This is a genomic window from uncultured Bradyrhizobium sp., from assembly GCF_936943645.1.
Classification (GTDB): Bacteria; Pseudomonadota; Alphaproteobacteria; order Rhizobiales; family Xanthobacteraceae; genus Bradyrhizobium.
In genome coordinates, this window is the sequence record NZ_CAKZJO010000105.1 from 1 (window position 1) to 12,844 (window position 12,844).

Here is a 12,844-nt window from a genome sequence, read left to right on the forward strand (position 1 = left end):
CAAATACTTGATTCTCAGCCAAAATTACTGCGACCGGCTGACTCAGTACGATTAGTTAGCTCGCGGCTGCGCGAAGCGCAGTCCGCTGGCGTAATCCGCCGAACAATCGCCAAGGAAAGGCGGATTACGCCTACGGCTAATCCGCCCTACGCACCTTACGTAGCGGGCGCGACCTTGTCCTGAGTCTTCGTCTCGAAATCGCCGGCGTCGTGGCGCTCGTGGAGCTGGCTGGCGGGATCGCCGGAGACGCGGTTGACCATGCGGCCGCGCTTCACGGCGGGGCGCTGCGCGATCTGGTCGGTCCAGCGCTGCACGTTCTTGTAGTCCTGCACCGACAGGAATTCACCGGCACCGTAGACCAGCCCCTTGGCAAGCGCGCCGTACCAGGGCCACACCGCGATGTCGGCGATGGTGTAGTCCTTGCCCGCGAGGTACGCGTTGTCGGCGAGACGCCGGTCGAGCACGTCGAGCTGGCGCTTGACCTCCATCGCGAAGCGATCGATGGCGTATTCGATCTTGAACGGCGCATAGGCGTAGAAATGGCCGAAGCCGCCGCCGAGATAGGGCGCGCTGCCCATCTGCCAGAACAGCCAGGACATCGCCTCGGTGCGGGCCTTGATGTCCTTCGGCAGGAAGGCGCCGAACTTCTCGGCGAGGTAGAACAGGATCGAGCCGGATTCGAACACCCGGATCGGTTCGGGGCCGGAGCGATCCATCAGCGCGGGGATCTTCGAGTTCGGGTTGATGTCGACGAAGCCGCTGCCGAACTGGTCGCCGTTACCAATCTTGATCAGCCAGGCGTCGTATTCGGCGCCCTTGTGGCCGAGCGCCAGCAGCTCTTCCAGCATCACCGTGACCTTCACCCCGTTCGGGGTGGCCAGCGAATAGAGCTGCAGCGGATGCTTGCCGACCGGCAGCTCCTTGTCGTGGGTGGGGCCGGCGATCGGGCGGTTGATGCTGGCGAACTGCCCGCCATTCTCCTTATTCCAGGTCCAGACTTTGGGCGGCACGTAGGCGGGGGTGTCGGTCATGCGGGGCTCCGGCAGAAAGATGCGCCTGCATTAATTAGCCCCGGATTGGCCGATGGCAAGGGCTCCGAGACGCATGGCCGGGCGGAGCCACTCACCGTTTCGTCATTACAGGCTCCCTCCCCGTCGTTCCAGGGCCCGCAGGGCGAGCCTGAGTGACAGGCGCTATGACGCCGCAGCCTGCGGCTGCTCCGCGCGCTCGATCAAAAACCCCTCATAGCCCTTCGCTGCGACCTCGTCGCAGATGCGGCGATAGACGCCGACACCACCGATATAGGGCATGAAGATGCGCGGCTTGCCGGGGATATTGGCGCCCATGTACCAGGAATTGGCCTGGGGATAGAGCGTGCCGGCGGCGACCTCGTTGACATGCGCCACCCATTTGTCCTCGGCCTCCCCTCCCGCCTCCATGGTCGCCAGACCGTCCTTGCGCATGTGGACGAGGCAATCGGCGATCCAGTCGACATGCTGCTCGATCGACACGATCATGTTCGACAGCACCGAGGGGCTGCCGGGACCGGTGATGATGAAGAGGTTCGGGAAGCCCGCGCTCATCAGCCCGAGATAGGTCTTGGGGCCCTCCGCCCATTTCTGGTTCAGCGTCCGTCCGCCGCGGCCGTGGATGTCGATCTTGGCGACCGACCCGGTCATGGCGTCGAAGCCGGTCGCCAGCACCAGCGCGTCGACCTCATGGTCCTGGCCCGCAACGCGAACCGCATTCGCGGTGATCTCCTCGATCGGATTGGTCTTGATGTCGACCAGCGAGACGTTCGGGCGGTTGAAGGTCGCGAAATAGTCAGTGTCGATGCAGATGCGCTTGGTGCCGATCGGATGGCTGTTCGGCTGCAGCAGCTTTGCCGTCGCGGGATCCCTCACGATCTCGGCGATCTTGCCGCGGACGTAATCGGCGGCCGTGTCGTTCGCGGTGCGGTCGAGGCCGAGATTGTTGTAGGCGTACATGAAGGTGAGCCCGCCGCGCTCCCAGCGCCCCGCGTATTTCCCGCGCCTGACATCCTCGCTGTCGTCGAGCGCGCCACGATCGGGCTGCTCGGCATAGATGCCGTTGCGCGCGACCTCGCGGGCGAAGCGGCGGATCTCCGGATAATTGTTGCGGAACGCATCGCGCTCCTCGGCGCTGAGCGCGGCGTTACGGGCGGGAATCGAGAAGTTCGCGGTGCGCTGAAACACGGTGAGGTGCTTCGCCTGCCCGGCGATAACAGGCGCCGACTGGATACCCGACGATCCCGTGCCGATCAGGCCGACGCGCAGGCCGGTGAAGTCGACCTCTTCATGCGGCCAGTTGCCGGTGTGGTAGACGGGCCCTTCAAAATTCTCGAGGCCCTTGATGTCGGGCTTGCGCGCATTCGACAGGCATCCCGTCGCAAGCACGACGAATTGCGCCTGCACCGTCTCGCCGCCGGAGGTCGTCACCGACCAGCGCTTGGCGCGCTCGTCGAAGACGGCGCGCTCGACGCGGGTGTCGAACTGGATGTCGCGGCGCAGATCGAAGCGATCCGCGACATGGTTGGCGTATTTCAGGATCTCTGCTTGCGGCGCGTAGCGTTCGCTCCAGTCCCATTCCTGCTGCAGCTGCTCGGAGAACGAATAGGAATATTGCATGCTCTCGACGTCGCAGCGCGCGCCGGGATATCGGTTCCAGTACCAGGTGCCGCCGACACCGCCGCCCTGCTCGTAGACCCGCGCCGAGAAGCCGAGCCCGCGCAACCGGTGTAGCATGTACATGCCGGCAAACCCTGCACCGACGACGACAACGTCATAGGCTTCCCTGGCATGGGCCGGACTTGCTGGCGCTGACGTCATCGGCTGGCGCTCCCTCGTTGTTTTGAGTTGTTGCCCGTCAGCATTTGCGAGCGCCGGCGAAAGCGCAAGTGGCAAAACGACGAGCCCTGATCTGCTTATTTTGTGCAGCGGAATGGCCTCGCCGCCGCGCGGCGCCTGCACGCAAGATGCTTTGCCGAATCCGGCGTGGCATCGCAGACAACGATGCGCTAGCGTCGGACAGCCTTCGCCAAGCAAGCAACAACGAGCCACGAAGGCGGCCGGGAGAGGACCATGAAATCGCCGATCTGCGACATGCTGGGCATCGAGTTCCCGCTGCTCGCCTTCAGCCATTGCCGCGATGTCGTTGCCGCCGTCAGCCGCGCCGGCGGTTTTGGTGTGCTGGGTGCCACCGTGCACACGCCGGACACGCTCGAGCGCGAGCTGAAATGGATCGACGATCACGTCGACGGCAAGCCCTACGGCATCGACGTGCTGATCCCCGAGAACATCTCCACATCAGGCGAGAAGGACGTCACCTGGAAGAGTCTCGAAGCGCGCGTGCCGCAGGAGCATCGCGCCTATACGCGCGATCTGCTGAAGAAATACGACATCGAGCTGACGAGCACGGAGGTCGCCGCCGATCAGCCGCAGCCGTTCGATGCGAAGACGGCGCTGCAGCTGCTCGAAGTCTCCTTCAACCATCCGATCCGCCTGATCGCCAATGCGCTGGGCGTGCCGCCGAAGGCGATGATCGAGATGGGCAGGAAGCACGGCGTGCCGGTCGCCGCCCTCGTCGGCGCCAAGGAGCACGCGCTGCGCCAGGTCGCGGCCGGCGTCGACATCCTCGTGGTGCAGGGCACCGAGGCCGGCGGCCATTGCGGCGAGGTCTCGACCATGGTGCTGGTGCCGGAGGTGATCAAGGCGATCAAGGAGATCCGCGACGTACCGGTGCTCGCCGCCGGCGGCATCATAACCGGCCGGCAGATGGCGGCCTGCATGGCGATGGGCGCGGCCGGCGCATGGACCGGCTCGGTGTGGCTGGCGACCGTCGAGTCCGAGACGAGCGAGATCTTCCGCGAGAAGATGATCGCGGCGTCCTCGCGCGACGCGGTGCGCTCGAAGGGCCGCACCGGCAAACCAGCGCGCCAGCTCCGCTCGGTCTGGACCGATGCCTGGGACCGCGCCCCCGACAGCCCGGGCGCGCTGCCGATGCCACTACAGAGCATCATCAGCCGCGACGCGTTCAACGCGATCGACCGCGCTGCGGCGGCCGGCAACGCCAGGGCGCGCGACCTCGTCAGCTATTTCGTCGGCCAGGGCGTCGGCCTGATCGACAGCGTGAAATCCGCGGGCGCCGTGGTGCAGGAGTTCAAGGAAGAGTTCGCCGAAGCCGTCGAGCACATGAATGCGCTGGTGGCGGAGTGATTGCGCGTGGCCGGAATTGTGCTCGTGGCCCATCCTTCGAGGCTCGCGGCCCGGTGCTAGCGCACCGTGCCACTCGCACCTCCAGCGACAATGGCTTCGCCATTGCGCGGGGATGACGCCGTATCCGTAGCCGTCACCCTGAGGTGGCCGCCTCTTCGGCGGCCCTCAAAGGGCGACGGCGTGCCAAGAACCTGAAACGTGAAGCAAGAAGAAATGACCAATACCCCCGAAGATCGCATCCCCGTCATCGTCGGCATCGGCGAGATCGTCGACCGCCCCAAGGAGGTCACCGCCGGCCTCGAGCCGCTCGACCTGCTCGAACAGGCGTTGCGGCGCGCCGAGCCGGATGCCGGCGCAAAGCTGCTCGGCGAGGTGCAGTCGCTCGACGTCGTCAATTTCCTGAGCTGGCGCTATCGCGATCCGGAGAAGCTGTTGGCACAGCGCCTCGGCGTGACGCCTGCGCATTGCTATTACGGCCCGGTCGGCGGCGAGAGCCCGATCCGCTACATCCACGAAGCCGCCAAGCGCATCGCGCGCGGCGAATGCACCGTGGCCGCCGTGTGCGGGGCAGAGGCGCAATCGACCGCGACCAAGGCGGAGCGTGCCGGCGTCAAGTTGCCATGGACGCCATTCGCCCATGACGTCGAGGAGCCCAAGCGCGGCGCAGCTTTCCAGAAACCGCTGGCGGTGAAGTTAGGGGTGTTCCGCCCCGTCACGGTCTATCCGCTCTATGAGGCGGCATCCGCCGCGCATTGGGGCCAGACGCCGCGTGAGGCGATGGCGGAGTCGGGCATATTGTGGTCGCGCTATTCGGAAGCCGCCGCGCAGAATCCAAACGCTTGGCTGAAGCGGCGCTACACGCCGGAGGAGATCACGACGCCGACCGCCGACAACCGCCTGATCGCCTGGCCCTACAACAAGCTCATGGTCGCCAACCCCAGCGTCAATATGGGCGGCGCGCTGCTGCTGACCAGCCTCGCCAAGGCGCGTGCGCTTGGCATCGCGGAAAACAAGCTGGTCTATCCGCTCGGCGGCGCCTCGGCGGAAGAGCCGCGCGATTATCTGCTGCGGGACCAGTTCCACGAGAGCCATCCTCAGAACGCGGTGCTCAAGGCCGCGATGGACCTCGCCGGCGGTGACGGCAAGACGTTCGACGCCATCGAGCTCTATAGCTGCTTCCCCTGCGTGCCCAAGATGGCGCGGCGGACGCTGGGCCTCGGCGCCGACGTGCAACCGACCGTCACCGGCGGCCTCACCTTCTTCGGCGCGCCGCTCAACACCTACATGACGCACGCGGCCTGTGCGATGGTGCGGCGTGTGCGCGAGGGCGCAAAGCTCGGCCTGCTCTACGGACAAGGCGGTTTCGTCACCAAGCATCACGCGCTGGTGGTGGCGAAGACCGCGCCGCGCGCGGCGCTGGCGCAGGAGACGAGCGTGCAAGCCGAGGCCGACCGCAACAAGCGCGCGGTGCCGGAGTTCGTCAGCGAGGCCGCGGGCAAGGGCAAGGTGGAGAGCTTCACCGTGCTCTACGGCCGCGGCGGCGAGGCCGAGCACGGCGTGGTGATGCTGCGGACGGCAGATGACCGGCGCACGCTGGCACGAATTCCGGCGAGCGACAGCGCGACGCTGGCGCATCTGCTCAATATGGATCGCACGCCGGTGGGATCGCTCGGCGAGATCGCGATGGCGGCGGACGGCGTACCGGAGTGGCGGGTGGCGTAATATTCTCCCTCTCCCCGCAAGCGGGGCGAGGTGAAGAAGAGCTAACCCTTCGGCGCCTGCTTCTCCGAAGCGGTGGCCGGCTTGCCCTTGGCGCCAACAACCCGCACCGCATCGCCATCGGAGAGGCCGTCCGGCGGCGCGGTGATGACGCGGTCGTCGGCGGCAATCCCCGAGGCGAGCTCGATCTCGCGGCCGAGGTCGCGGGCGATGGTCACCGGCTTGAACAGCACCTTGTCGTCGGCACCGACGGTGGCGACACGCAGGCCGCGGCTGTTGAAGATCAGCGCGCTGGCGGGAATGCTGAGCGGCGCGGAATCGCGCTGCAGGCTCAGCTTCACGCTGGCATAGCCGCCGGGCATCAGCTCGCCTGAGGAATTGTCGAGGCCAAGCTGCATGCGCGTGGTGCCGGAGGCCACGTCGACCGCCTGCGAGGACGCCTCAACCGTCGCCTGGAAATTCCGGTTCGGATACTCCGGCAGCGTGATGACGGCCTTGGCGCCGATCTTGATCGCCGGCACGTAGTTCTGGGGCACGTTGACGTAGACGCGCAGCTTGGTGATGTCAGAGACCACGAACATCGCCGGGCCCGAACCGCCGCCGGCATTGATCAGCGCACCGACGTCGGTGTCACGCGCGGTGACGACGCCGTCGAACGGCGCGGTGATCTTCTTGTAGCCGGCCAGCGCTTCCAGCCGCTCGACATTGGCCTGGCCCGAGCGAACCGCCGCGTTCTTGTTGGAAAGATCGGCGGTGCGCTCGTCGATCTCCTGCGCAGACACGAAGTTGGAGGCGACCAGCGTCTTGCGGCGGTTGAGGGTCGCTTCCGACAGCTTGGCGCTGGATTGCTGGCTGGCCAGGTCGGCCCTGGCCTGCAGCAGTTGCTGGTCGAGATCGGGCGCCTCGATCTCGGCGATCACCTGGCCGGCCTTGACCCGCGCGCCGATGTCGGCGCTCCAACTCTTGAGATAGCCGGGGACGCGGGCAAAGATCGGCGCGCGATAATAGGCCTCCAGCCTGCCCGGCAGGTCGATGGTGGCATTGAGCGCCTTGGCGCTCGGCTGCGTTACCGCGACGCTGGGAACGGCCTGGTCATCGGTCCACTCCTTCAGCTTGGAGTCCTGCTCTTCGCGGGCGCGGATGCCGGTGCCGACCACAAGACCCGCCGCAATCAGCGCCACCACGCCGAAGATGCCCAGTTTCCGGTGCGACACCGGCGAGCGGGATTCAGTGGGCGACATGCGGGGTCTCCAAGGGGGCGGCGGCTGTGGCGCCTTGCTTTTTGTGTACCATACTGAACACCACGGGAACAAACATCAGCGTGGCGAAGGTTGCAAAGATCAGGCCGCCGATCACGGCGCGGCCAAGTGGCGCATTCTGCTCGCCGCCCTCGCCCAGCCCCAGCGCCATCGGCGCCATGCCGATGATCATGGCGAGCGCGGTCATCAGCACCGGGCGGAACCGGACGAAGCCGGCTTCGAGCGCGGCCGCAATGGGATCGCCGAGCTCGGCATAGCGCTCGCGAGCGAAGGAGATCACGAGCACGCTGTTGGCGGTGGCAACGCCCATGCACATGATGGCGCCGGTCAGCGCGGGAACCGACAGCGTGGTCCCGGTCGTGAACAGCATCCAGACGATGCCGGCCAGCGCGGCCGGCAGCGCCGTGATGATCACGAACGGATCGGACCAGGACTGGAAGTTCACGACGATCAGGAAGTAGATCAGCACGACGGCCCCGAGCAGACCGAACAACAGGCCGGTGAAAGCGCCGTTCATGGTCTGCACCTGGCCGAGCAGCACCACGGACGAGCCCTTCGGCACCTCCTTGGCCGTGTCGGCAATCACCTGGCGGATGTCGGCGGCGACCGCACCGAGATCGCGGCCCGAGGTCGTCGCGAAGATCTGCACCATAGACTGGATGTCGTATTGCGAGACCACCGCGCTCGAGGCCGATCGCCTGATGTCGGCAATGCCGCCGAGGATCGGCGACTGCGCATTGCCGGCGGCGGTGATCGGCAGCGTCTGCAGCGCGCTGAGCGAGTCGATCTGGTATTGCGGCGTCTGCATCACGATCGAGTAGGACACGCCGTTGTCCGGGTTGAGGTAATAGGTCGGCGCGACCTGCGAGGAGCCGGCGAGATTGACCACGAGGCTGTTGGTGACGTCGCGCTCGGTCAAGCCGACATATTGCGCGCGGGTGCGGTCGACATCGATATTGAAGGTCGGCGCGTTCGGGGATTGCTGGATGCGGGCATCGGCCACGCCGGGGATCTTGCGGACCCTGGCCAGCAGGCTGTTGGCATAGGCGAAGTTGCCGGCAAGGTTGGCACCGCGGATCTGCAGGTCGATCGGCGCAGGCGCGCCAAAATTCAGGATCTGGCTGACGATGTCCGCAGGGAGGAAGGCGAAGCTGACGCCGGGGAACAGGCGCGGCAATTGCTCGCGCAGCACCTTCACGTGCTCTTCGGTCGGCTTGTGGCCCTCCTTCAGCTTGATCTGGATGTCGCCGTCCTGCGGGCCGATCACGCCGGTGTTGTTGTAAGTCATGTTGATGCCGGAGATCGGCATGCCGATGTTGTCGGTCATGGTCTCGATCTCGCCGGGGATCAGCTTGCGCACCGCCTTCTGCACGTCGGCGAGCTGGTTGGCGGTCTCCTCGACACGCGTGCCGACCTGGGTGCGGACATGCATCAGGATGTTGCCGGCATCGACCGCGGGGAAGAAGTTGCGCCCGAGGAACGGCACCAGCGCGAAGGATGCACCGACGACACAGAGAAAGCCGATCACGAACACCGCACGGTGCGCCAGAGCGAGGCCGAGCAGGTCGTGATAGAAGCCGCGGACGCGCTCGAACCGCGCCTCGAAGCCGCGCTGGAACCAGACCAGCGGATTGCGCGACTTCGGCGGCGCTCCTTCGTGATCGACATGGGCATGCAGCAGATAGTTCGCCATGGTCGGCACCAGCGTGCGCGACAGGATGAACGACCAGATCATCGCGAACATCACGGCTTCCGCCATCGGCACGAACAGGAAGCGCGCAACGCCGGTGAGGAAGAACATCGGCACGAACACGATGCAGATGCACAGCAGCGAGACGAAGGCCGGCGTCACGATCTGGTTGGCGCCGTCGAGGATCGACTGCTCGACCGGCTTGCCCTGCTCCAGATGGTAGTTGATGTTCTCGATGGTGACGGTGGCGTCGTCGACGAGGATGCCGACCGCCAGCGCAAGGCCACCGAGCGTCATGATGTTCAGCGTCTCGCCGATCGCCGACAGCATGATGATGGCGCCCAGCACCGACAGCGGGATCGACACCGCGATGATGATGGTCGAGCGCCAGCTGCCGAGGAACAAGAGGATCATGACGCTGGTGAGCAGTGCCGCGATCACGCCCTCGACGGCGACGCCCTGGATCGCGCCGCGGACGAACACCGACTGGTCGCCGATGAAGCCGATCTTGAGCGCGTCGGGGAGCTGGTCCTTGACGTCGATCACTTTCTGCTTGATGCCGGCGATGATGTCGAGCGTCGAGGTCGCGCCGGCCTTCAGCACCATCATCAGCACCGAGCGGTTGCCGTCGACATGGACGATGTTGGTCTGCGGCGGGTTGCCGTCGCGCACGGTGGCGACGTCGCGCACATAGACCATGGCGCCGTTGACGGTCCTGATCGGCAGGTTGCCAAGCTCGTCGATCTTGAGCGGCGAGTTGTTGAGCTGGATGTTGTATTCGAACTGGCCGATCTTCTGGGTGCCGACCGGCGTGATCAGGTTTTGCGCGGCAAGGGCGTTGGCGACGTCCTGACCGGACAGGCCGCGCGCCTGGAGCGCAGTGGGATCGAGATCGATCGTAACCTGGCGCTGCTTGCCGCCGAACGGATACGGGATCGCCGCACCGGGCACGGTGACCAGCGGCGTGCGCAGATTGTTGATGCCGATGTCGGCAAGGTTCTGCTCGGTCAGGCCGTCGCCCGACAGCGCCACCTGGATGATCGGCACGGTGGACGCAGAGTAGTTCAGGATCAGGGGCGGCGTTGCCCCCGGCGGCATCTGCTTGATCAGCGTCTGCGAGATCGCGGTAACCTGCGCGTTGGCGGTGCGGATGTCGACATTGGGCTGGAAGAAGATCTTGATGATGCCAAAGCCGTTGTAGGAATTGGCGGTGATGTGCTCGATGTCGTTGACCGTCGTCGTCAGCGCACGCTGGAACGGCGTCGTGATACGGCCGGACATCTGGTCGGGCGGCAGGCCGGTGTACTGCCAGACCACGCCGATCACGGGAATGCGGATGTCCGGGAAGATGTCGGTCGGGGTCCGCAGCGCCGCGAGCGGTCCGATGATCAGCAACAGAAGCGCGAGCACGACGAACGTATAGGGCCGGCTCAGGGCAATACGGACCAGAGCAATCATGCGCCAGGCAAATCCAGGTCAAGCAAGGAAGGAATCCGCCCCCGCGGGGATCCCTCCTCCCTTTACCTGAGCACCGCCGGAAACGCTAATGCCTGGCGGCTATCCCGCATTCAATTCCCTGCTACCGCACTGCGAAATTGACATCGCAGCTATGCGGCGGCCTGTCTCAGGCGGCGCGGACCGCGCTCAGGAACTTGCCGACCTCGAGCTTGAGACGGTTGGAATCGCGCGACAGCATCTGCGCCGCCGACAGCACTTGCGAGGACGACGCGCCGGTCTCGGCGGCGCCCCGCTCGACCTCGCCGACATTGGTCGAGGCCTGCTGCGCGCCCTTGGCCGCCTGCTGCACGTTTCGCGTGATCTCCTGCGTCGCCGCCCCCTGTTCCTCCACCGCCGCGGCAATGGCCGCAGCGATTTCGGACAGCCGCGAGATGGTGCCGCCGATGTCGCGGATCGCCGTGACGGACTCTCGTGTCGCCGACTGGATGCCGGTGATCTGCTCTGCGATCTCACCGGTCGCCTTCGCCGTCTGCGCGGCAAGGGCCTTGACCTCGGAAGCCACCACCGCGAAGCCACGACCGGACTCGCCCGCCCTCGCCGCTTCGATCGTTGCGTTGAGCGCGAGGAGATTGGTCTGCCCAGCGATCTGGTCGATCAGTTCGACGACGTCGCCGATCTTGCCGACCGCCTTCGACAAGCCGTCGATATGCCCGTCGGTCAGCCGCACCTGGTCGACGGCTTCGTTGGCCATTCGCGCCGAATCCTGCACCCGGCGGCTGATCTCGGTGACGGAGGTGGACAATTGCTCGGCCGCGGACGCGACCGATTGGACGTTTGCCGAGGCTTCCTCCGAACCGTCGGCGACAACGACGGCGAGCTTTTGCGCCTGCGCGGCCGTCACGTTCATCGCACCGGCAGAGGCTTCCAGCTCGGTCGAAGCCGAACTCACCGCATCCACGATCTCGCCGACCGCCGTCTCGAATTGACCGGCAAGGCTGTGCATGTCGGCACGGCGCTGTTCAGCCGCGACCTGGTCCTGCCGGATCTTGGCGTCCGCCACCTCGTGTGCCTTCTCCTCCGCCTTGACCTTGAAGGTCTCGACCGCGTGGGCCATATCGCCCACCTCGTCCTTGCGGCCAAGTCCGGGGAGGACCACCGCGAAATTGCCACTCGCCAATTCGCCCATTGCACCCGTCAGAGCCGAGAGCGGACGCACGATGCGCGAAAACGCGACCCAGAAGCTCAGCAATGTGAGGCCAAGGCTCGCAAGCAGGATCGCAACACTAACGATCAGATTGGAAGCGCTCGCCTTCGCCTGCTCGGCGGCCTCCGTATCCGCCGCCGCGCCGATGGCACCCGCCAGCCCGAGAATGGAATTGATTGCCGTTGTCGCGCGGCCCACATAATCGTGGCCGGTGATCTTGTATTCGCCGCTCGGGCCGGCCGCGAGCACATCGGCCCGCAAGGCGCCATAGGTCTGAAAATAATCCTCATTCACCTGCTTGATGGCCTTTGCGAGCGCCGCCGCAATGTCGGTGCGGTCGGCGATCGGGGCGACCGTCTCCCAGGCAAGCTCCACGTGGCCACGGAAGGCCGCGATCCGGCCGATACCGTCCGCGGCAAGCTTGGTGTGCGAACTGATCAATCCACCGAGAAGCGCACGTTCGCGCCCGGCGTTCTCCGCCATCTCGGCCGTCAGGTGCCGGAGGCCGACGAGGCGTGCCATGGCGGCCGAAGGCGAGCTGGTCAGCGTCTCCAGCGTAATGCGCGGCCTGTTGGCGGCGACCTCGATCAGGTCGGTGATCGCCGGGGCAAAGGCCTTGACCACCTCACCGTCCCGCTCCGGCCCGGGCTTGGCGAGGTTCGCATCCACCTTGCGACGCAGGTTTTCGAAGTTCTGGAATGTCCGCTCGGCTTCCGAGATACGCTGTTCGGCGCCCTTCATCGCCGTGACAGCGCGCAGACGTTGCACGGCATCGCGGAAGGTCTGATCCGACGTCGCCCGCACAGCGTCGATCTCCGCGCGCCGATCGGCCGGAAGCAGCTCGGGCGAATTCAGCGCCGCATTGGTCATGCCGCGCTCTTTCGCCCACTGTCCGGCGCTGTGCAGCAGCGATTGCGAAATACCGTTGAGACCGACGAAGATTTCGGCCTCCTGACGGTCATGGTAGGCGTGAATGGCCGCGTAGCCGGTTGCAGCTACCCCCATCAGGGCAAGCGCCGAAATGATGACGGGGAGTACCGTTCCAATTCTGAGATGCACCGCTGTCTTCCTTCTCCCGAACGCCGTTTCCTGGGATGGAACGGATCGACCCTCACGAGAACTACCCGACGTTCGCAACACGATGTTGTCTCACGTCAAAGTGCAGCCGCGAGGCGGGGGACGTCATTTCATATGCTTATCAAAACGTTGCTTGTGAAAATTGCACGGTGCAGCGCTGGTGGACTGTGGGTCCCCTCACGCTGCACGTGCCGCTTGTCGT

The 12,844-nt window shown here is 65.6% G+C and carries 7 protein-coding genes; 2 read left to right on the plus strand and 5 right to left on the minus strand.

Annotation, left to right across the window (positions count from 1 at the left end):
• Positions 1–155 precede the first annotated feature (155 nt).
• Together yghU and Q0743_RS30865 are read right to left on the minus strand one after the other, a co-directional pair.
• On the minus strand, positions 156–1,031 hold the full coding sequence (gene yghU, locus Q0743_RS30860; RefSeq protein WP_298245196.1) for a glutathione-dependent disulfide-bond oxidoreductase: 876 nt from the start codon (positions 1,029–1,031) through the stop codon (positions 156–158).
• A 162-nt stretch (positions 1,032–1,193) separates the two neighbouring features.
• Complete coding sequence (locus Q0743_RS30865; RefSeq protein WP_298245197.1) at positions 1,194–2,849, minus strand: NAD(P)/FAD-dependent oxidoreductase; 1,656 nt, start codon at positions 2,847–2,849, stop codon at positions 1,194–1,196.
• Between the two features lie 252 nt (positions 2,850–3,101).
• Here Q0743_RS30865 and Q0743_RS30870 point away from each other — a divergent pair, with 252 nt between their 5' ends.
• Both Q0743_RS30870 and Q0743_RS30875 read left to right on the plus strand, forming a co-directional pair.
• Positions 3,102–4,235: a nitronate monooxygenase gene (locus Q0743_RS30870; RefSeq protein ID WP_298245198.1), complete on the plus strand. Its 1,134-nt coding sequence runs from the start codon at positions 3,102–3,104 to the stop codon at positions 4,233–4,235.
• A gap of 213 nt (positions 4,236–4,448) precedes the next feature.
• Positions 4,449–5,957 (plus strand): acetyl-CoA acetyltransferase, encoded by a 1,509-nt coding sequence (locus Q0743_RS30875; RefSeq protein WP_298245199.1) that lies wholly within the window; start codon positions 4,449–4,451, stop codon positions 5,955–5,957.
• Between the two features lie 41 nt (positions 5,958–5,998).
• Here the strand turns inward: Q0743_RS30875 and Q0743_RS30880 are convergent, their stop codons facing one another.
• The 3 genes from Q0743_RS30880 to Q0743_RS30890 form a co-directional block, all read right to left on the minus strand.
• Complete coding sequence (locus Q0743_RS30880; RefSeq protein ID WP_298245200.1) at positions 5,999–7,195, minus strand: efflux RND transporter periplasmic adaptor subunit; 1,197 nt, start codon at positions 7,193–7,195, stop codon at positions 5,999–6,001.
• Positions 7,182–10,361 carry an efflux RND transporter permease subunit gene (locus Q0743_RS30885; protein WP_298245201.1) on the minus strand — a complete coding sequence of 1,060 codons (3,180 nt, stop codon included), beginning with the start codon at positions 10,359–10,361 and terminating at the stop codon, positions 7,182–7,184. Before Q0743_RS30885 ends, Q0743_RS30880 begins: the two co-directional genes overlap by 14 nt.
• A 166-nt stretch (positions 10,362–10,527) precedes the next feature.
• Positions 10,528–12,570, minus strand: coding sequence for a methyl-accepting chemotaxis protein (locus Q0743_RS30890; RefSeq protein WP_298245202.1), 2,043 nt, complete (start codon positions 12,568–12,570; stop codon positions 10,528–10,530).
• Positions 12,571–12,844 lie beyond the last annotated feature (274 nt).